This window comes from Nocardia sp. NPDC060259 (assembly GCF_042728775.1).
Classification (GTDB): Bacteria; Actinomycetota; Actinomycetes; order Mycobacteriales; family Mycobacteriaceae; genus Nocardia.
In genome coordinates, this window is sequence record NZ_JBHXAY010000011.1 from 62,995 (window position 1) to 87,673 (window position 24,679).

Annotated in this window: 22 protein-coding genes; 11 read left to right on the top strand and 11 right to left on the bottom strand. The window is 68.5% G+C overall.

Features of this window, described 5'->3' with window-relative positions; genetic code table 11:
• Positions 1-161 precede the first annotated feature (161 nt).
• From ACFWF2_RS07540 to ACFWF2_RS07560, 5 genes are all read left to right on the top strand, one after another.
• Entirely contained in the window at positions 162-1,865 is a 1,704-nt protein-coding gene (locus ACFWF2_RS07540; RefSeq protein ID WP_379305640.1) for a thiamine pyrophosphate-binding protein, read from the top strand.
• Positions 1,862-2,521 (top strand): SRPBCC family protein, encoded by a 660-nt coding sequence (locus ACFWF2_RS07545; protein ID WP_379305642.1) that lies wholly within the window; start codon positions 1,862-1,864, stop codon positions 2,519-2,521. The genes ACFWF2_RS07540 and ACFWF2_RS07545 overlap by 4 nt, the downstream gene beginning before the upstream one ends.
• Positions 2,518-3,537, top strand: a complete 1,020-nt coding sequence (locus ACFWF2_RS07550) for a 3-oxoacyl-ACP synthase III family protein (RefSeq protein WP_379305725.1) — start codon at positions 2,518-2,520, stop codon at positions 3,535-3,537. Before ACFWF2_RS07545 ends, ACFWF2_RS07550 begins: the two co-directional genes overlap by 4 nt.
• Positions 3,534-4,562, top strand: a complete 1,029-nt coding sequence (locus ACFWF2_RS07555) for a pyridoxal phosphate-dependent aminotransferase (protein ID WP_379305644.1) — start codon at positions 3,534-3,536, stop codon at positions 4,560-4,562. Before ACFWF2_RS07550 ends, ACFWF2_RS07555 begins: the two co-directional genes overlap by 4 nt.
• A 109-nt stretch (positions 4,563-4,671) precedes the next feature.
• Positions 4,672-5,055: a cupin domain-containing protein gene (locus ACFWF2_RS07560; RefSeq protein WP_379305646.1), complete on the top strand. Its 384-nt coding sequence runs from the start codon at positions 4,672-4,674 to the stop codon at positions 5,053-5,055.
• Positions 5,056-5,542: 487 nt separating this feature from the next.
• Here the strand turns inward: ACFWF2_RS07560 and ACFWF2_RS07565 are convergent, their stop codons facing one another.
• From ACFWF2_RS07565 to ACFWF2_RS07575, 3 genes are all read right to left on the bottom strand, one after another.
• Positions 5,543-5,842, bottom strand: coding sequence for a hypothetical protein (locus ACFWF2_RS07565; protein ID WP_379305648.1), 300 nt, complete (start codon positions 5,840-5,842; stop codon positions 5,543-5,545).
• Positions 5,843-5,875: 33 nt separating this feature from the next.
• Entirely contained in the window at positions 5,876-6,175 is a 300-nt protein-coding gene (locus ACFWF2_RS07570) for a hypothetical protein (protein ID WP_379305650.1), read from the bottom strand.
• Between the two features lie 74 nt (positions 6,176-6,249).
• On the bottom strand, positions 6,250-6,657 hold the full coding sequence (locus ACFWF2_RS07575; protein WP_379305652.1) for an SdpI family protein: 408 nt from the start codon (positions 6,655-6,657) through the stop codon (positions 6,250-6,252).
• Between the two features lie 159 nt (positions 6,658-6,816).
• On the opposite strand from ACFWF2_RS07575, the gene leuS reads away from it, so the two are divergent.
• Positions 6,817-9,663 carry a leucine--tRNA ligase gene (gene leuS, locus ACFWF2_RS07580; RefSeq protein ID WP_379305654.1) on the top strand — a complete coding sequence of 949 codons (2,847 nt, stop codon included), beginning with the start codon at positions 6,817-6,819 and terminating at the stop codon, positions 9,661-9,663.
• 94 nt (positions 9,664-9,757) lie between these two features.
• Here leuS and ACFWF2_RS07585 read toward each other — a convergent pair whose 3' ends face one another.
• The 4 genes from ACFWF2_RS07585 to ACFWF2_RS07600 all read right to left on the bottom strand — a co-directional run bounded on the left by ACFWF2_RS07585 (position 9,758) and on the right by ACFWF2_RS07600 (position 13,623).
• The gene (locus ACFWF2_RS07585) at positions 9,758-10,627 is read right to left on the bottom strand and encodes an SGNH/GDSL hydrolase family protein (RefSeq protein WP_379305656.1); all 870 of its coding nucleotides are present in this window, start codon (positions 10,625-10,627) and stop codon (positions 9,758-9,760) included.
• Between the two features lie 110 nt (positions 10,628-10,737).
• A complete protein-coding gene (locus ACFWF2_RS07590; protein WP_379305727.1) occupies positions 10,738-11,862 on the bottom strand; it encodes an IS4 family transposase in 1,125 nt (374 codons plus the stop codon).
• Between the two features lie 55 nt (positions 11,863-11,917).
• Positions 11,918-12,706, bottom strand: a complete 789-nt coding sequence (locus tag ACFWF2_RS07595) for a polysaccharide deacetylase family protein (RefSeq protein ID WP_379305729.1) — start codon at positions 12,704-12,706, stop codon at positions 11,918-11,920.
• A 227-nt stretch (positions 12,707-12,933) separates the two neighbouring features.
• Complete coding sequence (locus ACFWF2_RS07600) at positions 12,934-13,623, bottom strand: SDR family oxidoreductase (protein ID WP_379305658.1); 690 nt, start codon at positions 13,621-13,623, stop codon at positions 12,934-12,936.
• Between the two features lie 146 nt (positions 13,624-13,769).
• On the opposite strand from ACFWF2_RS07600, the gene ACFWF2_RS07605 reads away from it, so the two are divergent.
• Positions 13,770-14,324: a DUF6069 family protein gene (locus ACFWF2_RS07605; protein ID WP_379305660.1), complete on the top strand. Its 555-nt coding sequence runs from the start codon at positions 13,770-13,772 to the stop codon at positions 14,322-14,324.
• 54 nt (positions 14,325-14,378) lie between these two features.
• A complete protein-coding gene (locus tag ACFWF2_RS07610; RefSeq protein ID WP_379305662.1) occupies positions 14,379-15,719 on the top strand; it encodes an amylo-alpha-1,6-glucosidase in 1,341 nt (446 codons plus the stop codon).
• Between the two features lies 1 nt (position 15,720).
• Here the strand turns inward: ACFWF2_RS07610 and ACFWF2_RS07615 are convergent, their stop codons facing one another.
• From ACFWF2_RS07615 to ACFWF2_RS07630, 4 genes are all read right to left on the bottom strand, one after another.
• On the bottom strand, positions 15,721-16,407 hold the full coding sequence (locus tag ACFWF2_RS07615; RefSeq protein ID WP_379305664.1) for a pentapeptide repeat-containing protein: 687 nt from the start codon (positions 16,405-16,407) through the stop codon (positions 15,721-15,723).
• A gap of 141 nt (positions 16,408-16,548) precedes the next feature.
• The gene (locus ACFWF2_RS07620; RefSeq protein WP_379305666.1) at positions 16,549-18,612 is read right to left on the bottom strand and encodes a PhoX family protein; all 2,064 of its coding nucleotides are present in this window, start codon (positions 18,610-18,612) and stop codon (positions 16,549-16,551) included.
• Between the two features lie 131 nt (positions 18,613-18,743).
• A complete protein-coding gene (locus ACFWF2_RS07625) occupies positions 18,744-19,538 on the bottom strand; it encodes a hypothetical protein (RefSeq protein WP_379305668.1) in 795 nt (264 codons plus the stop codon).
• Between the two features lie 42 nt (positions 19,539-19,580).
• Positions 19,581-20,093, bottom strand: coding sequence for a lipoprotein LpqH (locus ACFWF2_RS07630; RefSeq protein ID WP_379305670.1), 513 nt, complete (start codon positions 20,091-20,093; stop codon positions 19,581-19,583).
• 145 nt (positions 20,094-20,238) lie between these two features.
• On the opposite strand from ACFWF2_RS07630, the gene ACFWF2_RS07635 reads away from it, so the two are divergent.
• The 3 genes from ACFWF2_RS07635 to ACFWF2_RS07645 all read left to right on the top strand — a co-directional run bounded on the left by ACFWF2_RS07635 (position 20,239) and on the right by ACFWF2_RS07645 (position 24,647).
• Positions 20,239-21,564, top strand: a complete 1,326-nt coding sequence (locus ACFWF2_RS07635) for a hypothetical protein (protein WP_379305731.1) — start codon at positions 20,239-20,241, stop codon at positions 21,562-21,564.
• Positions 21,564-23,045, top strand: coding sequence for a hypothetical protein (locus ACFWF2_RS07640; protein WP_379305672.1), 1,482 nt, complete (start codon positions 21,564-21,566; stop codon positions 23,043-23,045). Before ACFWF2_RS07635 ends, ACFWF2_RS07640 begins: the two co-directional genes overlap by 1 nt.
• Before the next feature lie 87 nt (positions 23,046-23,132).
• Positions 23,133-24,647 carry a tetratricopeptide repeat protein gene (locus ACFWF2_RS07645; protein WP_379305673.1) on the top strand — a complete coding sequence of 505 codons (1,515 nt, stop codon included), beginning with the start codon at positions 23,133-23,135 and terminating at the stop codon, positions 24,645-24,647.
• Positions 24,648-24,679: the final 32 nt, after the last annotated feature.

Here is a 24,679-nt window from a genome sequence, read left to right on the forward strand (position 1 = left end):
CCCACTATACGTAGATGTATACGTACACACAAGAGGGGGATTTCGGCGCCCGGTGAACCCGCGCCGGAGCCAGCCCGTATCCATCGTGTACGCGGCGATCCGTCCGTCGATGCCTACTGGTTACCGGGTACCCGACGGATAGACGCGGAAGAGGAGGGCAGATGCCGGACAGAGTGGTCGACTACCTGACCGAGGCGGTGTCCGCGCTAGGGGTAACCCATATCTTCGGAGTCGACGGCGCCAATATCGAAGACCTCTACGACGCGATCTTCGATGCGGGCGGGCACCCGGTCGGCATCGTCGCCAAGCACGAGTTCTCCGCCGCAACCATGGCCGACGGCTACGCGCGCAGCACCGGCGGCCTCGGCGTCGTCGCCGCCACCTCGGGCGGCGGGGCGATGAATCTGGTTGCCGGGCTGGCCGAGTCCTATACCTCGCGGGTGCCGGTGCTGGCTCTTGTCGGTCAGCCGCCGACGAGCCTGGAAGGACACGGCGCCTTCCAGGATTCGAGTGGCCTGGCCGAATCCATCGACGCGACAGCGCTGTTCGCCACGGTCAGCCGGTACTGCGCGCGGGTCACCGATCCCGCTGATCTGCCCGCGCAGTTCGCAGCGGCCGTCGCGGCGGCCCGGGCGGGCGGTCCGGCTGTGCTGCTGCTGCCGAAAGATGTTCAGCAGCGGTCGATGCCGAAGCACATCCTCGAAGAATCGCGAGGCAACGTCACCCGGCACCCAGCCGCGGCCACGACACCGCCCGCTGCCTCGACCGACGCGATCGCCGAAGAACTCACCACCGCCCGGCGCACCGGCAAGGTGGTGATCATCGCCGGTGATCAGGTGGCTCGCGACAACGCCCGCGCCGAACTCATCGAACTCGTCACCGCGCTGGACGCCTCGATCGGCCTGGCGCCCGACGCCAAGGATGTCTACGCCAATACCGGCCCCGGCTACTGCGGCGTCGCGGGCAGCATGGGCCACGCCGAGCTTCTCGAGGCGCTGACCACGGCGAATGCCTGCCTGCTTGTCGGCACCCGGCTGCCGGTCACCGCCGGCGCAGGCCTCGAGTCGGCCATCGCCGACCTCCCGCTGCTCAGCATCGGCGCGCTGGCGCCGTATCCGGCCGCGCTCCACGTCACCGGGACCGATCTCGCCGCGACCATCAGGGACCTGCTGACCCGCCTCGACGCCACCCCGGCCGTCGCCCCCGCACCGACCACCGACCTCACCCCCATGCCGGTGCCCGGCGCCGCGGGCCCCGGCCTGCGCTACCGCACCGTCGTCGAGGCGATTCAGTGCGAACTGCCGACCGGCGCCGATATTTTCGCCGACGCGGGTAACACCGGCGCGTCCGTGGTGCATTACCTGAGGGTGCCCGAAGGTGGACGTTTCGTCGTCGCCCTCGGGATGGGCGGGATGGGTTACGCCTTCGGCGCGGGGATCGGCTCCGCGTTCGCCCGGCACGACGCCGCCGACGGTCCGCATCGCACGATCGTGATCGCCGGCGACGGCGCGTTCTACATGCACGGCATGGAACTGCACACGGCGATCGAACACGATCTGCCGATCAGCTTCGTGGTGTTCAACAACAACGCGCACGCCATGTGCGTCACCCGCGAACAGCTCTACTACCGCAATCGCTACAGCTTCAACCGTTTCCGCCCAGCACAGCTGGGAGCAGGCATCGCCGCCATGTTCCCCGATCTGCCCGCACGCACCGTCGACGCCCCCGATGACCTCACCGAAGCCCTGCGCGGCAGTTTCGCCGCCACCGGCCCCTCGTTCCTCGAAATCCTGTGCGACCCCGACGAAATCCCACCCTTCCTGCCCTTCCTGTCGACCATCGACGCCGCGAGGAGTACACCGTGACCGCCAGCGCCCTGCCCGCACTCAGCGATATCCCCGAGGAGGTGATCCCCGGCGTCCTGCGCATCGAGAATTCCGATCGGGAGGCGACCACGCCGATCATCATGGACATGCTGCGGTCGGTGTACCCGCACGACCAGATCTACGGCGACTACTGCCCCGTGCAGACCTACATCGCGGCGCCACCGCGCGAGGTCTTCGAGTATCTCGCCGACACCCGCTCACTCGAGGAGTGGACCTACAGCCTGCGCGGGTTCCACGAGACCGATGAGCCGGGACTGTGGCTGTCCTACGACCGGCTCGGCGATACGACCAAGTGTTTCACCAGGACCGTCGCCCACCCCGACGCGATGACCGTCGACTACCACTGCGCCTGGGACCAGTCCGAACACCTGTGGATGATCTACCTGATGCGGGTGATCGACGCGCAGGTCGTGTTCGACAAGCCCGGGTCGGTGGTGCTGTGGGTCAACTGCAAGCACCCGTTCTACGACGAGAACGGCTATCCGGAGACCGCGCCGCCGAAGCGCCCGGTGTGGGTCGGCGATTTCTGGGAGATGTTCTCCGCCGGTCACCAGCTGGAGCTGGACAACCTCAAGGCCATCTGTGAATACCGCGCGGCTCACGGGCTGCCGATCAAGCCGGAGTGGATGCAGTGAATTTCCCGCAGGTGAGTCTGGTCGACGTCGCGAGCTATCTGCCCGGCGATCCGGTCCCGACCGACTACTTCACCCAGTACTCCCGCTCCGAGCGGATGGCGAAGAACGTGATGTTCCGCTCCCCCACCGGACGCCATCACATCGCCCGCGACGAAACCGCCGTCGACATGGCCGAACAGGCCTTCGCCCCGCTGCGGGAACGGCACGGCGATGACCTCGCGTCCGAGATCGACATCCTCATCACCCACACCCAGCTGCCCGACAATCCGGTCATGGGCGCCGGCCCCGAGCTGGCCCGGCGACTCGGCGCGAAACCGGCGCACGTCCTTGATGTGCACAACGGCGGCTGCGCGGCCTTCGTGCACATGATGGAGCTGGCCCGCATGATCATGGCCACCAGCGACGCACGCACCGCGCTGATCGTCGCCGCCCAGAACTGCGCGGGACCGGTGTTCACCCAGTCCGACATCCGCAAACTCGCCCAGGCCCCGGTACCCGGCGACGGCTGCGGCATCGGCCTGCTGCGCAAGGACGACTCGGCGCCGATCCTCGACATCGAATGCCGCACCTATCCCGAATTCGCCGGTGACATGGACTTCTCCACCAACGGCCCGCGCAAGTACTGGGAACCGGGCGAGGGCCAGGGCTGTGTGAGTTTCACCGAATCCAAGATCACCAAGGTGTTCGCACGCGGCAACCGGCTTGTCCCCGAGGTGGCGCTGGCGGTGTGCGATCACATCGGGGTGAAGGGCCGCGATATCGACACCTTCGTCACCAATCAGCCCAACCGGCTGTTCCTGCGCAACTGGCACGACGCGCTGGAACTGCCCGCCGAACGTCATCCCGACACCTTCGACGAGTGCGGAAACCTGTTCGCCGCAGGCATTCCGGTGACACTCGATGCGGAGAACCGGGCGGGCAGGCTGCGCAACGGGTCGGTGGTGCTGATGTCGGCCTTCGCGCACGCGGGCGACTTCGCCGGCGCGGCCGCCGTGCGCTGGGGCGCGGCGCGATGACCATCCACCTGGCGGAACCGACGATCCCCTCCCGTCGGTTCCGCACCCCCGCCTCGCCGACGCTGTTCGACCTGTCGCTCAGTGAGAACCCCTATCCCCCACTGCCTTCCATCCTCGCCGCGGTCACCGACACCCTCGCCGACGCGAACCGGTATCCGGAGTTCCGGCCGGAGCAGCTGCCGCGGATCATCGCCGAGCACCTGGGCGTGCCGCCCGACGACGTGGTCGTCGGCGCGGGCGCCACCGGTGTCGCCATGCAGATCCTGCGAACACTGGCAGGTGGCGAACTGATCACCAGCACACCGACTTTCGACGGATACCCGATCATGGCGGAGATGGCGGGCATGCCGCTGGTTCCGGTATCCCTCGACGGCAAGGGCGACCAGGATCTGAAGGCGCTCCGTCGTGCGGTGACCCGGCGTACCGCGCTGGTCGTGCTGTGCAGGCCACACAATCCGACCGGGACGCTGCTCGAAGCGGCAGCCGTGCGATCCTTCCTCGCCGCGCTGCCGTCCCGGGTTCCGGTGCTGCTCGACGAGGCCTACGTCGAATTCCTCGACCAGGCCGACCGCCTCGACCTGCACGCCCTGCTCCACCGGCACCCGAATCTCCTTATCCTGCGCACCTTTTCGAAGGCCTACGGGCTGGCGGGCCTGCGCATCGGGTACTGCGTCGGCCGCGGCGAGCTGATCGAACGCATCCACCGCCAGCAACTGCCCTACGGAATCCCCACCGCCGCCGTCGCCGCGGTCCGAGCCGCGTACGCGGCCGAGGACGAACTCCGCGACCGGGTCCACCGGATCACCATGGAACGCGAAGCCCTGCGAATGTCGCTGCGCGCCTGCGGTATCGATGTCCACCGCAGCCACGCGAACTTCCTCTATCTCCCGGGTCCCGGTGTCGCCACCGCACTCCGCCGCGCCGGCATCAAAGCCAAGTCGTATCCGGACGGCAGCGCCCGTCTCACGGTCGGCGACCCCGCCGCGGGCCGCGCCGTGCATGCGGCGCTGGTGGACCTGCGGTGACCAGGTGGCCGAGCCGCTGCACCGGCCAGTTCTGCCGGACGAGTTCGGGACATGACCGCCAGGCCGCTGTACGCGGCGCTTCCATCGGGCCAGGTGATTCGATAGCGGTATGACCTGGTGGCGACCCCCGCCCTTCCACCCCAACCCGGCACCGGCGATCGGCACCGCCAGCCGGACCCTGCTTCGCCTGCGTCTGGCGGGCCACGACATCGTGGTCCGCCGGACCCGCATCGCACCCGGCGGCACCAGCGGATGGCACTACCACGACGGCACCCTGTTCGTACTGGTCACCCGCGGCACCCTCGACCACCCCTACCTCGAACGCGGCCCCGCCGAATACCCCCGCGGCCACGTCTTCCGCGAGCCGAGCGGCCCCGCCAACGCCCACGTCGCCCGCAACCGCGGCGCCACCGAAGTCCGCATCCTGGTCCTCTACGTCAACCCGGCGGGGAGCCCCCTCTCCCACCAGGTCACCCCACCCGACCAGCGCTGACCGCTCAGCTGCCGCCACCACCGCAGCTGCTCGAACTGCCACCACCGCAGCTGCTCGAGCTACCGCTGCTGCAACTGCTCGAGCTGCTCGAGCCGGAATCACTTCCGCTCGACCAGCCGCTGCCGCTGGACCAGCCGCTACCGCTGGACCAACTGCTGTCGGTCGAGCTCCAACCGCTCGACCCGCCTCGCCCGCCCCGGTTACGTGCCCTCGCCTGCTGAGCGAGCGCCGCACGGCGCGCTTGCCTGGTTCGGCGTTCCGGCGACTCGTTCACCGCCCTGACGATGGCCACGACGATCATGACCGGCACCAGCACGACTGCCGCGAACCCCATCCCCAGAACGATGAAAGCGACGAATACCGCGATTACCTCAGCCACGTGCCCTCCCTTGCAGTACCGGTCTTGTCGATACCGAAAGTAGGCGCGCGTCCTTGCAATCGGCTTTCGACCGGCCTGCACCGTCAGGTCAGCGCGGGATCGCGGGCCTCACTCACCGCCGCCGCCACCACCGCAGCCACCACCGCCGCTGGAATATCCGCCTTGGTCGACGGAGTCGCTGAGCGAATCCGCGTCATCGATACCGCGGCGGCCAGGGCGGCCACCATCGTGGATGCGCCGAAACTGGCGCACGGTGCGCACGCGGCGATTCTCGACTCGATAGCGCAGACCACCCGCGGCGAGCAGACCAGCGGCGAGAACGAGCAGGACGACGCCGACGGTCACCGAGAGGTCGGTGGCGATCAGGCCGACGAGCGCGACGAGGAACGCCGCGGCGAACAACTTCATCGAACGGTCCATCGGTCAGGCCCTCCGTCCGGCTCAGCTGCCGCCGCCGCAACCACCACCGCCACCGCCACCGCAGCCTCCACCGTCACCGCCGCCGTGACCGCCACCGTCACCGGACGCGAAGTAGGTGAAACCGCCCGCACCGCCCGCACCACTGGCACCGGCGCCCCAGCCACGTCGCCTGGTGCTACGCGTCGTCCGCCCGATGACCACGCACCCGACGGCGAACACGACCAGCGCGACGACGAGAACAGTGATGCCGACCGCAGGCCAGAAATTGGCCAGTATCAACCCGGCGAGAGCGAGCAATACAGCGGAACCGAAGATCTTCATGGAACCCCCCGATCAGTCCTACCTCCAGTTGTACCGGAGGAGGAGACAGGCGGCCAGAACCGAACGCGGAAGGCTCAGTTGGCGGGGGCGCAGGTGTCGCGCAGCGAGCAGCCACCGCAGGAGGAACCGCAGCCACCAACCGGAGCGGGCGGCATCAGGGGCTCGACGGTCCGGGCCGCGGCGTTGGCGCCCGCGCCCAGGGTGAAGATGGCGATCACAGCGGCCATGACGGCGACGCCGAATCCGACGAGACCACCCGCGACGAGGGCGACCAGTCCACCGGCGAACAGCAGCGCGCCCGCACCGACCGAGGTGGGCGCGGCGATGCGGTTGGCGATGCGGAAGTTGTCGTCGCTGTGCAGGGCGGCCTCGGTGGTGACACCGAGGAAACGGTTGCGGGGCAGTTTGCCGAGCAGTCCGAGCACACCGGTCACGATGGCGACCGCGGCCAGCGCGAACAGCAGGGGAGCGACGACGACCATTCCTGCAGGCTAGCGCACCGGCGCGGACGCCGGATCGAGCGCTCCCCGCCGAGGTGACCGCCCACACACCGCAGTGCCCGTGGGAAATCACCTGGCACCGACGTTCTACCCTGTTAGACGATGTTTACCGGGGATCGGCGAGAACAAGAAGGCAGGACCGTGCAGGACACTCGTGCAACCGAGAGTGACGTACCTCAGCACCGGTACAACGCCGAGCTGGCAGGACAGATCGAGCGGCGCTGGCAGCAGAACTGGACCGAGCGCGGCACCTTCCACGCGCCCAACCCGGTCGGCCCACTCGCCGGCGAGACGCCGGCGGACAAGCTGTTCATCCAGGACATGTTCCCGTTCCCCTCGGGCGCGGGCCTGCACGTCGGCCACCCGCTCGGCTATATCGCCACCGACGTCTTCGGCCGCTATCACCGCATGCACGGCCGCAACGTGCTGCACGCGCTGGGCTACGACGCCTTCGGCCTGCCCGCCGAGCAGTACGCGGTGCAGACCGGCGCGCACCCGCGGGTGACCACCGAGGCCAATATCGCGACCATGCAGCGTCAGCTGGACCGGCTCGGCCTCGGCCACGACCCGCGCCGTTCCTTCGCCACCACCGACCCCGAGTACTACCGGTGGACGCAGTGGATCTTCCTGCGCATCTACAACGCGTGGTACGACCAGGAGGCAGGCAGGGCCCGACCGATCGCCGAGCTGGAAGAGCAGTTCGCCACCGGCGTGCGTGCGGTCCCCGAGGGCGACTGGAACACCATGAGCGCGGCCGAGCGCAGCGCCCTGATCGACTCGTATCGCCTGGTGTACCAGTCGGATTCGATCGTCAACTGGTGCCCCGGCCTCGGCACCGTGCTGTCCAACGAAGAGGTCACCGCCGACGGCCGCAGCGAGCGCGGGAACTTCCCGGTGTTCCGTAAGCGCATGTGGCAGTGGATGATGCGGATCACCGCCTACTCCGATCGCCTGGTCGACGACCTGGATGAGCTGGACTGGCCGGACAACGTGAAGTCCATGCAGCGCAACTGGATCGGGCGCTCGCGCGGTGCGCAGGTGCGCTTCGATGCGCCCGACGGCGAGACCATCGAGGTGTTCACGACCCGCCCCGACACCCTGTTCGGCGCGACCTATCTGGTGCTCGCTCCCGAGCACGAGCTGGTCGACAAGCTGACCACCGCCGCGTGGCCCGACAGCACCGTGGCCGCCTGGACCAACGGCGGCGCGGCGACCCCGGCGGAAGCCGTTGCGGCGTACCGCAAGTCGATCGCGGCCAAGTCCGATCTGGAGCGCCAGGAGAACAAGGAGAAGACCGGCGTCTTCCTCGGCTCCTACGCGACCAACCCGGCCGACGGCAAGCAGGTCCCGATCTTCATCGCCGACTACGTGCTCAGCGGCTACGGCACCGGCGCGATCATGGCCGTACCAGGGCACGACCATCGCGACTGGGAGTTCGCCACCACGCTCGGCTTGCCGATCATCGAGGTGATCGCGGGCGGCGACGTCACCGATTCCGCGCACGCAGGCGACGGCGAGCTGGTGAATTCCGGCTTCCTGAACGGGCTTTCGGTCGACGAGGCCAAGGCGACCATGATCGGTCACCTGGAGGCCGAGGGCCACGGCACCGGCACCGTCCAGTACAAGCTGCGCGACTGGCTGTTCGCGCGTCAGCGCTACTGGGGCGAGCCGTTCCCGATCGTCTACGACGCCGACGGTGTCGCGCACGCGCTGCCGGAATCCATGCTGCCCGTGGAACTTCCGGAGATGGAGGACTTCGCGCCGGTCACCTTCGACGCGGACGACGCGAGTTCGGAGCCGTCCCCGCCGCTGGCCAAGGCCACCGACTGGGTGCACGTCGAGCTCGACCTGGGCGACGGGCCGAAGAAGTACCGCCGCGACACCAATGTCATGCCCAACTGGGCAGGCAGCTCCTGGTACCAGCTGCGCTACGCCGACCCGGCCAATGCCGAGACGTTCTGCGCCGAGGAGAACGAGAAGTACTGGCTCGGCCCGCGCACGGCCGAGCACGGCCCGAACGATCCGGGCGGTGTCGACCTGTACGTCGGCGGCGTGGAGCACGCGGTGCTGCACCTGCTGTACGCGCGGTTCTGGCAGAAGGTGCTGTTCGACCTGGGTGACGTGTCCGGCAGCGAGCCCTACCGCCGCCTCTACAACCAGGGCTACGTGCAGGGCTACGCCTACACCGACTCCCGTGGCGCCTACGTGCCCGCCGCCGAGGTCGTCGAGCGCGACGCGAAGTTCTTCTGGACCGGGCCCGACGGCGTCGAGATCGAGGTCGCCCAGGAGTACGGCAAGATCGGCAAGTCGCTGAAGAACGCCATCTCGCCCGACGAGATGTGCGATCTGTACGGCGCCGACACCTTCCGCTTCTACGAGATGTCGATGGGTCCGCTGGACACCTCGCGGCCGTGGGCGACCAAGGACGTCGTCGGCGCGCACCGCTTCCTGCAGCGCGTGTGGCGCCTGGCGATCGACGAGGAGACCGGCGCGGTGAAGGCCACCGACGCCGCGCCGTCGGAGGAGACCCTGCGCCTGGTGCACCGCACCATCGCCGGTGTCGACGAGGACCTGGCCGCCCTGCGCGACAACACCGCGGGCGCCAAGCTCATCGAGCTGACCAACCACCTCACCAAGAACTACCCCGACGGCGCCCCGCGCGCCGCCGTGGAACCCCTGGTGCTGATGCTGGCTCCGCTCGCCCCGCACATCGCCGAGGAACTGTGGGAGCGCCTCGGCCACACCACCGCCCTGGCCCACGGCCCGTTCCCGATCGCCGATCCCGCACTGCTGGTGGCGGATTCGGTCGAGTACCCGATCCAGGTGAAGGGCAAGGTGCGCAGCCGCATCCAGGTCCCCGCCGATGCCGATCCGGCCACGATCGAGGCCGCGGCACTGGCCGACGAGAAGGTCGTCGCGCTGCTCGAAGGTCAAGCACCCCGCAAGGTGATCGTGGTCCCGGGAAAGATGGTCAACATCGTCCCCTGACATCCGGCTCGCGCCGAGGGGCAGCTGCCCCTCGGCAACGATGAAGGCGGTCCCTGGTCGCCGTGGCGCACCAGGGACCGCCCCTATCATGGTGTCAGCGGATCGCCGCCAGCACCTGGTCGGCCATCTTCTGCATACCGGTCGCGTTCGGATGAATCGGCACGAAGTTCAGGCCCCACACCGCAGGCTCGACCCAGCGGGTGCCGATCGGCTTGCACGAGTCGTGGCCGACAGAACTCGACATGTCGACGAAGGTCGCGCCCGTCTCGTCGGCGGCGCGCTTGACGACACTGTTGAGCGTGCCCTGGATGTTGTTGATGTACGGGACATCTCCCTTGGCGATGGGCATCTTCAGGAAACAGTTGCTGTTGTCAGCCGGCATCACCTGGGGATATCCCACGATGGCGACCTTCGCGGACGGCGCCTTGGCGCGGATGTCGCTGAGCGCCTTCTTCACGTCGGGGAAGGTCTTGTTCAGGATGTCGTCGACGAACTGGCCGCCGTAGATTTCCTCGCAGGGGTTGCCGAAGCCTGCGGTCACCGATCCGGCGCTGATGCAGGCGGAGATCACCTTGATCAGGGTGTTGTTGTTGTTGCCCCCGATGGTCAGGGTGACGAGCTTGGTGTCCGCGGTGACGGCGTCGAGCTGCGGGGTCAGGCTCGGCCACTGCTTCTGGTAGAAGTGCGAGGTGTCGGCATCACCGCAGGTGACGTCGGTGAACGAGGCGAGACCGAGGGACTGCGCCACGAGGTTCGGGTAGTTGCGAGTGGTTCGCGCGCACACCGGGGTGACAGTGGGGTCGAGCGGAATGATGCCAGATCCCGCGCTGTAGCTGTCGCCCATCGCGACATACGGGCTGAGACCCGGTGTCGCCTGGACCGGGGCGGCCGCCACCAGGGCGAGGCCGACCGTAATAGCCGTCGTGATAACCGCAGCGATCTGCGTGCGAACAACATTGACCATGCAAAAAACTCCAGTTCCAACATTCACAGTTACCTTTCGGTAACGATTGAGCGGAGGAACTGTGACACGTCACGTGTGACGTGCGCAACAGGAGAATTCGACAGGATCGTTTACTTAACCCGGCGTGCCGTGTCGCCGGTGACCAGGACCGGAACGCCGTTCCACTGCATCATGCTGCGAACCGCGTAATGGACGCACAGATAGCTGTAGAGCTCCTGGATCACGCCGTCCGGCGACTTCGACCGCAGCACCCCACCCGCGCCCCGCCGATGGGTCGCGAGCACGCCGAACAGCGTCTCGACGTCCCGCTGCTGTGCGTGTACTCCGACCAGCTCGTCCGCGGGTGCGGCCGCGGGATCGGTGATGGTGGTCAGCAACCGGCCGGGTCGCTCCCCGCTGTGGACCGTGCCCGCTCCGGACGTGGCCCGCGAATACTCGATGACCCGCACCGGGGTCCCCGGACTGATCCGCGATTCGAAAGACCCATCGGAACACCATTTTTCGACCGGAAGCGCGGCATCCGACGCCGTTCGCCACAGCAGGTCCGCACCGGAGGATCGGCACAGGTCCCACAGACGCTCGCACAGCTGCGCTTGATCGGCAAGCAGCAACATCCCTGGGCGAAGTGACCGCACGAGGGGTTCGGTGAGGGTCGGCTCGTCTTGCCCGCAGGTCCCGAACGCGACGTCGATGACCGCGCGCGAACCGCATTCGATCAACCCGATGACCCGTAGCCGGGGCAACGCCGGGCCCCCGACCGCCGACGCGAAACCGAACTGCTCGACATTCGTTTCACTGCCGGGCAGTTCCAAGGTCCTTCCGTCGATGCTCATCAGCCGCCAGGATCGGTAGAAACCCCCGGGAACCCGGGGATCGGCCAGTGGCACCGCCACCTTGTCGAACAGCACGCGCAGCGGTTCCGGACCCAAGCGCTTGCGCGCCTGGAACAGTGCGGCCTTCGTCGGAACCACCCGCTGGTGCGGCCAGCCCAATGCCCACCCGAGCCCCGCCATGACCTTGCGCATCACCTGTTCGTACGAGCAGGGAGCGAACAGCGCCAGCGAGAGCACGTAGTAGACCACGAATCGCGCGGGCAGCAGTCGATCGCGGCGTTCGACCCGACCGCACTCGACCAGCGCCGCGTCGACGACATCGGGCGGAAATACCCTGGTCAACAACCCGAACGAGATGAAGTCGGGCCACCGTCGATCATCCACCGACCGCGCCGCTCCCATACGGGGCACAGCTGGAAGAATACTCGCACTAAGTAAACTGACGCGCTTTCTGCCCTCAGGCTCGTACCTGGAGAACGTCGTTCAACGTCACCAGCGACAGGTTGCGTTCCTTGATGATGTCGACGAGCTGGCCGTAGCAGTGGGTGACCGGCGGGAAGTTAGCGTGGCCGATGATGATGGTCTGGGCCGCGAAATACTTTCGGGCGCATTCGATCAGGTATTCCTCGGTGATCAGGCCCGAGTCGGACAGGGAGCCGTACCACATGGCGGGGACCGTGTAGCCGAGGTCGGCGGCCACCTTGTCGACGGTGGCGTTGTGGTAGCCGAAGGGCGGGCGGTAGAACGGGGTGCCGTCGACGCCGAAGTTGTTGCGCAGGAAGTCTTTTGTGCGACCGAGCTGGTCGGCGACGCCGCTCGCGCCGATCTTGGTGAGCGCGGCGTGGTCCCAGGTGTGGTTGCCGAGCTGGATCTGCCCCGAGTCGACCAGCGGGCGCAGGGCAGCGCGGTGGATCGTCCAGGATTCGTAGTAGCCGGTGACGAAGAAGGTGAAGCGGGCGCCGGTGTCCTTGGCCCACTGCACGTAGGCGCCGACCACCTCGGGGCTGGCGCCGTCGTCGACGGTGAGGGCCATGCTGGTGCCCTGGCCGGGCAGCGCGGTGATGGTTCCTGGGCCGATGACCGACTTCGGGCCGCCCGGCGGGGGCGGGAGCAGCGCCCTGGCCGGGGCCGGTCCGGCGGGCGGCGCCGGGATATCGCCGCCCGAACCGGCGTTCACGGCCTCGCCTTCCGCGGTCGCGCAGCCGGTCAGTGCCACGGCGGTACCCGCGGCCAGCAGTGCCAGCATTCGACGTCGTTCCACCTGCGAAAACCCCTACTCGCGCCAGGTGCTCGGGCAGAGCACGGACCAATCAGCGGGACCGTAGCGACAGAATCCGTCGATCCGCTGAACAACTGGGCACGCGATTCGGAACATACCGAACATCGCCGCGCGGGCGGCTCGCCGACTGGCGTAATCGTGCAATCGATGCCGTTCCAGTCAGTTTTCGCACCATTTCGGCGCCGATCGCACGACTACGCCGGTCGGAGCACGATCTCGGTCGGATGCCCGTCGCGCGGGGTGTCGACGGCGGTCCGGACGGCCCCCGCCACCGTCTCCGGGGTGAGGAACTCCTCCGGCTTGTACTCGCGGCCCTCGTCGGCGACGATCGCCCGCTGCATATCGGTGTCGATGCGGCCGGGGAACAGCGAGGTCACCCGCAGTGCCGGCTCCTCGAGCCGCAGGGCGTCGGCGAAGGCACGCAGGCCGAACTTGCTCGCCGCGTACGAACCCCAGCCCGGGTTCGCGCGCAGTCCAGCACCCGAATTGATCAGCACAACATGACCGTTCGCGGTTCGCAGCGCGGGCAGCAGCAGGCGGGTCAGCTCGGCGACCGCGATCAGGTTGACCTCGAGCGTGCCGCGCCACTGCTCCACCGAGGACTCGGCGACAGTCCCGAGATCGGCGATGCCCGCATTGTGAACGAGCACGTCGAGCCGCTCGATCTCACCCGCCGCGGCGGCGACGGCCGGGTAGTCGGTCAGCGCGACGGGCCATCCGCTCGCGCCGGGCAACTCGGCGAGAATCGGCGCGAGCGCGTCGGCGGACCGCGCACCGAGAAGCAGGTCGTGGGTCGGCGCGAGTTCACGAGCGATCGCCGCGCCGAGGCCACGGCTCGCACCGGTGATCAGAGCGGTAGGGGCGGGAGTACTGGTCACCGTCATGCGTCCCACGCTAACCGGCCGCCCTACTCGGCGGATCGGGCCCCGCACGAACGCCTGCTTCCGACAAATCAGGCGCAGCGCCACCCAGATCTCGACACCACGACCGTTACCCAGCAGATCAGGGACAGGCGCAGTACCGTCGGGCTATGACCGATCCCCGGTACAACTACGGACCAGCGAACCCGCAGTATCTCCAGGGGCAGTATCCCCAGGGACAGGGGCAGTATCCCCAGGGACAGCATCCCCAGGGGCAGGAACAGCCGCCCCAACCGAAGGTCAACATCGGCAAGCTGTGGGCCGGCGGTATCGGCACCGCGGTGGTGGCCGCGCTGCTGGTCGTCGTCGCGATCATGCTGGTGCGCGGGGTGCTCGGCATCGCGATCCTCTCGCCCGAGGGCGCGGGCGCCTACGGCACGGTGTCGACCACTTCCTATGCCCTGGCCGCGGCGGGCGCGGCGCTGCTGGCGACGGCGTTGCTGATGGTGTTGCTGCTGGCCATGCCGAGCCCGCTGACCTTCTTCACCTGGATCTGCCTGCTCGTCACCGCCGTCGCGGTCATCCTGCCGTTCACCCTGGTCGCCGACATGGACGCCAAGATCGCGACCGCGGCGATCAATCTGCTCGTCGGACTGTGCATCACCACCATGCTCAGCTCGGTCGGCTCGGCGGCCCAGAACGACCCGCGTCAAGCGGGGTACTGACCATCACAGCCGTGCCGAGATGCCATCGGCCCTGCTCCGCAGCAGAATAGACGGATGACCGACCCAGGGTTCACCCCCACGCAGCTCGCGGCCCGTGCCGCCTACCTCCTGCGCGGCAACGACCTGGGGACGATGACCAGCGCCGCGCCCCGCCTCTATCCACACATGTGGAGCTGGGACGCGGCGTTCGTCGCGGTCGGGCTCGCGCCGTTGAGCGTGGAGCGCGCGGTCGTCGAACTCGACACGCTGCTCTCGGCGCAGTGGAAGAACGGGATGATCCCGCACATCGTCTTCGCCAACGGCGTCGACGGGTACTTTCCCGGGCCCGCCCGCTGGGAGTGCCGCAAGCTGGCCGCCAACGCACCCGACGGACCCGACACCTCCGGGATCACCCAACCGCCGGTGCACGCCATCGCCGTGCAGCGCATCCTCGACCATTCCCGCAGGCACGGCCGCTCGACCAGGGCCGTCGCCGAGGAATTCCTGAACCGCCGCTGGCCGGATCTGGTGCGCTGGCACCGCTGGCTCGCGCACGCCCGCGACCCGAAGGAGACCGGGCGGGTCACGCTGTACCACGGCTGGGAATCCGGGATGGACAACTCGCCGCGCTGGGACCGCGCCTACGCGAATGTGGTCCCCGGCGCCGATCTGCCGCCGTTCCGGCGCGCCGACACCGCGATCATCTCCGACCCGACCCAGCGGCCGAGCGACCGCGAATACGACCGGTACCTGTGGCTGGTCGAGCAGATGCGGCGGGCGAACTACGACGACTACCAGCTCACCTCGGTGATGAGCTTCGCCGTGGAGGACGTGTTCGTCTCGGCGATCTTCGCGCTGGCCTGCGATGTGCTTGCCGATATCGGCGAGGAGTACAAGCAGCCGCACGCCGACGTCCGCGAACTGCACGGCTGGGCCGAGCGGTTCCGCACCGGCGTCGTCGCCACCACCGACGAGCGGTCCGGCGCCGCACGGGATTACGACGTGCGGCTGCAACGCTGGATCGGCACCGAGACGCTGGCCATGTTCGCGCCGCTGCTCTCCGGCGGGCTGCCGCGCCACGCCGAGCGCGCCCTGCTCAACACCTTCGAGGGCCCGCGCTTCTGCGGTCACCCCGATCTGCGCTACGCCCTGCCGCCGTCGACCTCCCCGGTGGCCAAGGACTTCCGGTCACGCGAGTACTGGCGCGGCCCGGTCTGGCCGGTGATGAGCTGGCTGTTCTCCTGGGCCTTCGCCCGCCGCGGCTGGGCCGAACGCGCCCACATGCTGCGCGCGGAAGGCTTGCGCCAGGCCGCCGACGGCAGCTTCGCCGAGTACTACGAGCCGTTCACCGGTGCGCCGCTGGGCAGCATGCAGCAATCCTGGACCGCCGCTTCGGTTCTCGACTGGCTCGGCTGACTCAGTACTCGCCGGCTGCGGTCGGCAATTCGACGGAGATACCGAGTTCGCGGGCCAGCGTGGCGGCCAGCGATTCCAGGTCACCACCCTGGATGGTGGCGCCACGCAGGGCGGTCAGGCCGTAGACGCCGGTGAGGTCGCAGTCCTCGAAACGCAGGTTCTGCTGGGGCCGGGAATCGGAGAACCTGGCACCGGTGAGATTGCACCGCTCGAAGCGGACATTGCGGAACTCGGTGCGCTGGAAATCGGCCTGGCGCAGATCACAGTCCCGGAAAACGACCGTGCGCAACCGGGACTCGGCGAACGAGGCCATATCCGCGCGTGTCGAATCGATCAGCACATCGCGCAAAACGCCTGCGGTCCAGGACAATCCGGTGAGCCTGCCGTGCGCGATCTCGGTCTCGAACATCGAGGAGTCGTCGGCCTGCACATTGGCGAGATCGCACACCCGCAGCGCGGATTCGGTAATCGTGGCCTGACGCAGGGTGCTCGGAAACCGCACACTGTCGAACAAACAGCCCTCGGCACTCAGCCCGTACACGTGAACCTCGGCGAAATCGGCCCCGCGATATTCGACACCGGTCACGCTGAGATCGTCAGCCGGATCGTCCCCCGCCACCGCGGCCCGCAACCCACCAAGCGCCGCCACCGCGGGCTCGAACCGCACCTCACGCTTGCGCGCCGCCATGTCCCACCACTCCCGTCATCCGATGTCCGCACCAACTTACGGGCACCCACCGACGTGTTCGACCAGCCGGCCTCAGGCCATGAAAACGACAAAACCGTCACTCGCCCAGTCGAGTGACGGTTCCGTCAGCGGTGTTGCCGGTTAGACGCCGATGCGGCCGCTGTTCTTCTTCCACACGACCGCGACCGCGGGGCGGGGCTGGGCGGTGCCACCGTCGGGCCAGTGGGATTGCGGGTTGTCGGGGGTGGCGTCGTCGGACTCGCCCGGGTGCTGAACCGAGACGATGACGCGCTGTTCGGTGACGATCGGGCCGCAGGTCTCCGCGCCGCGGGGGACGGTGAGGAACTGCTTGGTCTCACCGCGGTTGGGGCCGTCGAGGATGACCGAGAACAGGCCGTCGTTGGTCTTGAGGGCGTTGCCGTCGGTGGAGATCCACAGGTTGCCGTACGGGTCGAAGGCCAGGTTGTCCGGGCAGGAGATCGGGCTGACCTTGGTCTTGTCGAAGCCGGCGAAGTAGGTGTCGGCGGCGGCGGGGTCACCGCAGACCAGCAGCAGCGACCACGTGAAGTCGGTGCCGGTGTGGTTGTCGGTGAGCTCGAGGACCTGGCCGTTCTTGTTCAGCTTGCGCGGGTTGGCCTCGTCGACGCCCGGCTTGTCGTCCTTGGCGCGGTTGTCGTTGTTGGTCAGCGCGACGTACACCTTGCCGGTGAACGGGTTGGCCTCGAAGTCCTCGGGACGGTCCATCTTGGTGGCGCCGACCTTGTCGGCGGCCAGGCGGGTGAACACCGCGACCTCGGCGGCCGACATGCCGTCGACCAGGGACTTGCCCTTGCCGTCGTCACCGGTCTCGAGCAGCGGAATCCACTGGCCCTTGCCGGTGAAGCCCTTGTCCGAGGGGACGGTGCCGCTGCCGTCGATCTTGTCGGCGTGGTCCCCGGTGAGCTTGGCGACGTAGAGGGTGCCCGCGTCGAGGATGGTCAGGTTGTGCCGCATCGCCGCGGCGCCGGTGCCCGACTGGATCTTGCGCGAGGACACGAACTTGTACATGTAGTCGAACTTCTCGTCGTCACCGGTGTAGGAGACGACGTCACCCTTTTCGGTGACGTAGATCGACGCGCCCTCGTGCTTGAGCCGCCCCATCGCCGAGTGCTTGATCGGCGTGGACGAGGCGTCCCACGGGTTCACCTCGACGACATAGCCGAAACGGTTGGCCTCGTTGGGTTCCTGATTCAGATCGAAGCGCTTGTCGGTGCGCTCCCACTGGTTCGGCGTGCCGCCCTTGGGGAAGCCGTAGCGCTTGACGCGCCCCTTCGGGTCGGAGGCCTTGTCGCCGTTGGCGAAGTAGCCGTTGAAGTTCTCCTCGCCGGAAAGCACGGTGCCCCACGGGGTCACGCCGCCCGCGCAGTTGGCGAAGGTGCCGAGCACCTTCGTGCCGGACGGGTCGGCACCGGTGACGGTGAACGCGCTGCCCGCGGCGGGACCGGTGAGGGTGAACTCGGTGTCGGCGGTGATGCGGCGGTTGTACTTGCCGAAGACCGGGGTCAGCTTGCCGCTGCCCGCCTCGCCCTTCACCTCGACCACGGCCATGCCGTGCGCGGCCTTGGTGATCGCGATCTGCTCGTCGGTGGGGGCGTCTTTGTTGTAGCCGCGGAACATCATCGGGCCGGTGGTGTACTCGTGGTTGACCACGAGCAGGTAGCTGTTGGCCTGGCCCTCGATGGGCATCAGTGCGGCGAAGTCGTTGTTGTAGCCGAACTGCTTGAGCTGCGCCGCCGCGGTCTGCTTGTCGAAGTCGAACGCGGGCGCGTCGGCGAAGAGCGGGTCACCCCAGCGGAGCACGACCTGCTGCTCGTAGCCGTCCGGGATCACCAGCGCGTCTTCCTTGTTCGGCGCGACGGCGGTGAAAGCCGTTCCGGTGCCGGGGGTTCCGGCCGGGGTGGGGGCGGGCGTCGTGCTCGCCGCCGAGCTGTCGTCACCACAGGCGGCCAGGGCGCTCGCCGCGCCGACCGCGAGCACCGCGGCGGCGCCGCCCTTGATCAGGCCGCGGCGGTTGAGGCCGCTGACGATGTCACCGAAGTAGGCGCCCTCGGACGTGTTCGGCGGCTCGTGGAAGCAGGCGTTGCCGCACTTGTATTCACAGGTCAGGGCGGCGCGTGCCGACTGACCGTCGTGCTTGACGAACAGGGCGAGCGGTTTCGGACTCACGGTGACTCCTGAGTAGATCGGACTCCGGGCACGGTAAGCAGCTCAGGCGAGCCGTCGGGAAAGCGAAGATGAACACACGACCAAAACTCGGCGAGTGGTGTCCTCGCCGAGTTCGGGTGGTCCCCTTGTCATCAGGCATTGACCGGAAGCGCGATCACCACCTCCTGCTCGTTGCCGGGCAGATAGTGCACCTGCAGTATCCGGCCGACCTGCACCAGCCCGACCGCCGATGGCGGCAGGTACTTCTCGGCGCGGGTCTCGAAGGTGCTGCCGTCCGGGCGGGTCACCACGAGGCCGAGCACGATCTCGGTGTACCCGCCGCGGATCCGGCCGGGGACGTCGAGGCTGCGGACCACCGCCTGGGCGGCCAGGCCGCGCTCGGCGATGTCGAGCTTGCCGCGGGTGGTGATGCCCTTGCGGATGAGCGACTCGTTCATCGCCCGCTGCGCGGCGCCGGAGTCACCGGACCGGTCGACCTCGACCTTGTCGGTGCGGCCGGGCAGATACCGGACCGGCAGCACGACACCGGGCTGCAGCAGCGCCAGCTCGGTGAGCGGCACGATCATCTTGGCGTGCGAGTCGAAGGTCTTCCCGTCCGCGCCCTCGACCCGGAATTCGATCCTGACCTGCGGCTGGTCGTTGACCGACACCCCGGTCTGGCGGAACGAGGTAATGGTGCCGATGCCCACCTCGGCATCGCGGAACTCCGAGCTGTTGCGGCCGGTGAAGGCCTCGAGGATGCCGGTGAAGGCGAAGACCATCGGCACGACGGTCAGGGCGATGATCGGCAGCGCCATCTGCGGTCCGACCCAGCCGAGCATGCCGCCGGTGAACTCGTCGGGGGTGTAAGTGAGGCCGTAGTAGAGGTAGTAGCCGACGGACAGGATTCCGAACGCGACCGCGGCCGCACGGAGCTTGGATTTCATGATTCCTCCTCGGAGAAGTAGTGCGACCGGGTCGCGGCAGGGTCAGGCGATCGTGGTGCAGGCGAAGGTGATGTCGAACTTGGCGGTGGCGGGGCCCGCCAGCGGGTTGGTCATGTCGGGGGCGCTGACGCCCTCGCCGGTGATGCGGAAGGTGTTGCCGTCCTTGGCGAGCGTGGCCGAGCCGCCGGGCTGGCCGTTGCCGTAGCCGACGGCGTAGGGCAGGCCGTTCGAGCCGCCCTTGGTGCCCGCGACGGCCACCGCCTGGACGGTGTCGCCCTCGACCGAGGCGCTGACCGAGAGGTTGCCGTAGGTGGCGTTGGCCAGGTCGGTCAGCGCCAGCGCGAGGGTGCCGCCCTGCTTGGCGCAGGTGGTGTCGAACTTGGCGGTGAATTCCTTGCCGTCGACGCTCGCGGTGGACTTGCCCGCGGCCGGAGCGGGTGCGGCCGAGCCGGTGCTGCTCGGGGTCGAGCTGGTGCCGGAGTCGCTGCAGCCGGTGACGAACAGCGCGGTGGCGGCGGCGGAAGCGGCGAGGCCTGCGATCAGCTTGGTGTTCATGGTGTGTTCCGTTCTCTCGGTGTGAGCGGGTCGGTGACCCGTTGAGAGAAAGGTAGAAATCTCCCGGCGCCTACCGATCCCAACTTTTCGCCGGGTCACCCGCCGGAAATGCCGTTAACCTGGTCGAATGCGAAGACCCCGCGCCATGGTGCTCGACGAGGTGTGGCGCGGTCTCGACGGTGTCGAGGCGTTGAGCGGCCCACAGGGCGGCCCGTTGCGGCGCACCGTGAAGCTGATCCTCGATCCGCTGGTCATCCGGCCGGTGCAGCATCCGCTGTGCGCTGGCACCGTGCTCTCCGCCGACGGCGTCACCCTGCTGACCTCGCTGGTTCTCGCCCACTCCGACGCGCTGCGCGCCTGCGCGGACTGGTTCACGGTGCTCAAACAGGTACGGCGCGCACTGCGCATCACAGAGGGCAATGCCCAGGACCTGTACTTCCAGCGCTGCTTCGAACTGGCCACCGTGCACGGACCGCCCGGCCTCGACGCGCGGGCGCGGGCCGAGGCGGCGCTGCGCGAGATCCACGACAGCACCGGCGGGCGCACCACCACGGCCTTGAAAGCCCATGTGACCGAGCCGAATCGGCTGGCCGAGCTCACCGCGCTGCTCGATATCGCCTGGCGCAGGCGACCACTGTCCGATTTCGGAGCCCGCGATCTGTCGTCCGCGCTGACCGAACTGCTCGAGGCGAGCACACTGGCCCGCGACGGCGACCCCGCCGACGCGGGCCCCCTGCTCGACGAGCTGATCGAAGACCAGGTCGGCACCCACCGTGGCATCGCCCTGTGGCGAACACACCCGGCGCACGGCGCCGACGACCTCGGCCTGACCATCCACACCTGTCCCCAGCGCCCCGACCTCGGCTCCTCCGCGTCGACCGCCAATCTCGGCCTGCCGTTCGACCGGACCGTCTACGAGCGGGTCTTCACCGTGCTCCAGGGCAGCATCGACCGCACCGACCTCCCCGGCATCCCGGAATTGGTGACCACCGAGATCTCCCGCAGCTGTTCACCGTGGGGGCTGCTGGACGAGTCGCTTCGGGTGGCCGCTGCCACGGGTTGTGAACTGGCGCTCGGGTTCTCGCCGATCGGTGGCGACACACGCGCGGAGCCGAAGGACACGGCGGCCGACGGGTCGTCGCGCGCGCACGAGGTGGTGAACAGTCGCTGGCGGCGGGAAGCGTATGTGCTGCAAGCCCGGCGGTACGCGGTGCATGTGGTCGACGGTGCGACGGGTCCGCTGGCCGCCGTCGCCGCCGAGCTGCATACCCCATGGCGGCCCTATCTGCGCAGGTTGTGGGTCCGATTGCATGGGCGGGACGTGCGGGAGATGCCAGTGGTCGAACCCGGTGAGCTGTGGGATCTGCTCGACGGGGTCGCGCGGTCGGTGATCCTGGACCATCGGGCGAGGGTGAAGCAGGCGCTCACCACCATGGGCGAGCACGCGGCGGCGGAAGCGAGGGCGAGCTGATGACGACGATCCGCATCCAGCGGGCCGCGGGCATCGTGACGCTGGTCCCGCAGGACGCCACCGGCGGGCAACCCTCCGCGCCGACGCGGGCAGGGGCGCAGCCGACGGTGCTCGACGATACGCCCAGCCTCGACGTTCTCGTGCTGGAAGTGACCGGCGGCCACCTCTCGTGGAGTCTGCTTGCCGGACAATCTCTTCCGGCTGCCGTCCTGGACGACCCAGAATCCGCGCAGGACTGGCTGTGGGCGGTCTACGGCGAAGACGTCGCGCTCGCCGTCGCCGACACCGCGCTCTCCGACGCCGATACCGCGCTCCACGCCGACGCCGCTCCCCACGTCACCTCGCTCGCCGGTGCCGACGCGGATGCCGATGCCGATCGCGATGGCGATGCCGCGAGGCACCACACGCTCTCGGCCGCGCCTGCACGACCAGAGTTGGTAAACGCCCTGCGCCGACTTGCTTACGCGCACTGGGCAGCTCGGTGGTGGCCCGCGTCGACCGTCGATGGGGTTCCCGCGCTCGATCCCGATCTGCTGGCCGCCGAGATCACCGAGCTGACGGACGCTTGCGACACCGCACTCGATGGTGCCGACGCCGAGCCGTTCACCCGACCCGGGTCCTTGACCTGGTTCGATCGGCCGCCCGGATTCAGGTACACCGGGGGGCTCGAACCACTCGATGCCGGATCAGCGGCCGACCAAGGTAGGACCGCCGACCAGAGCGAACGCCTACCGGCCAGCCCACCCGGCCGCGCACCGAATCGGGGGACTGCCCGCGATGACGACCACGGACCGAGCGAATCCCCCAGCCACACACCGGACCAGGAAACCGCACGCGATGACGACCACGGACCGAGCGAATCCCCCAGCCACACACCGGACCGGGGAACCGCACGCGATGACATCCGAGGGCTGAGCGAAACCTCGGACCGCGCGGACGATTACGCGCTGGCCGCAGGCGGATCGACGCCGACTGACGGTGGGCTGATTGTCGCGCGCGGTAGTGGCGAATGGGATTGGCGGCGTTGCCCGCCCGGAATTCTCGACGCGGGCGAGAACGCGGTGTCTTGGCAGGTGACGCGGACTGCCGAGATATCGACGGTACGGGTCAGTGTGGTTGCCGCACCGGACTGCCGACGTGTGGTACCCGAACACCTTCGGCCGTCTGTGCGGGTGCGGTCGGCCCAGTCTGCTCCCACCGACCAAGCGGGGGCGACGCCGTCGGCCGACGTGGAGTTCACGGCGCCGTTGCACCTACGGGGCGATGCCTGGACGGGAGTCGTCCAGGTTCCCGGACCGCCCGAAACATCGCCTGAGATCACCATTTTCGTTCCCAATGTCGGTCCTGCGGATAGTCCGCACGAGGAGTCGGACATCCGTGCTCGGATCCGGCGGTTCGCACGCCTTCGCCTCAGCGAGCACACCGGCGACTCGCTCCTGACCGCCGAAGCGGCCGCGGCCGCAACGGACGAGGACTTCTGATGACCATCACCTGCGCTGAGCGTTCACCGATCGCCGCAGCGACCACGGGATCGAGGAATGTGCGCACAGCGCGGATTGGGGATAGGGATGGCAGCGACCGGTAAGCCCTCCGACCAGGACGACGCGCAGCTCACCGCGGGGTACGCGGCATACCAGCGTGGTGACGTGGTCGAGGCGATGGAGATCTTCGAGCAGGCCGCGGACGGTGCCCCGCCGCGGTTGCGGAGTGCGGCGCTCATCAATGCGGCGAGTATGGCCGACGAGCTCGGTGACCATCGGCGGTCGGTGACGCTGTTCCGGAGCGCGCTGACCGTCATGCCCGATGACGCGGCGCATCAGCGCCCCGCCGCGCTGGTCAATCTGTCGCAGGCACTGCAACACCTCGGTGATTTCGATGCCGCGCACGAAGTGCTCGAGGAAGCGCGTGCGCTGCTGGCCGACGGAACCGATCAGGGTCTGCTGCGGGTGGCGTGTCTGCTCTCGCTGACCGCGGTCGCGCTGCATCGGCAGCAGTGGGCACGTGCCGGTGAGCTGGCGAACGAATCGCTCGTGGTGACAGAGCGTTTCGCCCCGGAACTGGCCGGACACCCCTTGATGAACCTGGCGGCAAGTTCGTTCGAGACCGGCCGGTGGGAACTGGCCATCGACTTCGCCCGGCAGGGTGTGGCCGCTTTCGTCGCGGCGGGCGATGCTGCCTCCGTCGCGGAGTCGCGGCAGAACCTGGCCACCATGCTGGTGCGAGCGGGGCGACTCGACGAAGCGGAGGAGCCGCTGCGCGCCAGCCAGCAGTTCTTCGAGGCCGCCGAGCTGGGACATTGGTCCGGGATCGGTGCCAAGACGATGGGCTTCCTCGCCGAGAACAGAGGTGACCTGGCTACGGCGCGAACGCAGTACGAGCAGGCGCTGACGCGCTTCGATACGACCGGCGCCGTGGTGGACGCGGCGGATGTCCGGCTGCGCCTGGCGACGGTCGCCTGCGCCGAAGGTGATCTCGCGCAAGCCGATAAACTGCTCGCGGCATCGTTCGCGGTGTACTCCGCACACGGGCTCGGCCTGCACTGCGCCCAGCTCGACTACTGGCACGCCGAACTCCTGCACACCACGATGGAACAGCACTCGCAGCCCGATCCGGCCGTGCTCGCCCGCGCTGTCACCCTGGCGGTGTCCTCGGCACTGGCCATCGACGCGGTGCGCCACACCCTCCCCAACGGCAACCAGCGCGAGCACTGGCACCGCGCCGTAGCCGAACCCGCCATGCGCCTGGCCTTCCGCTGCGCCGCCCGCTCCGGCAATGGTCAGCTGGTCAGCGACCTGATCGACAGCCTCTGCGCGGGCACAACTCTCGATCCCGCCGCATTCGCGGAGACGACCGCGCCCACGCTCGAGTTCCAGCTGTCGGATCCCACACCCATCGAACAGATCACCACTCCCGCACTGCAACTGGGCGCGGCACTCGCCGACGTCGCCGCCGCGGCCGGAATCCCCGTCGCTCCCCCACCTCGACTGGCAGCGGATGGCCGAATAGTCCTCGCGGAGTTCATCTCGTACGCGGAGCAGCGCTACGGTCGCCCCGTCCGCGACGAGCGGGTGATCGCGCTATGACACCGCCGCCGGCGAACGAGTTCACGGATCCA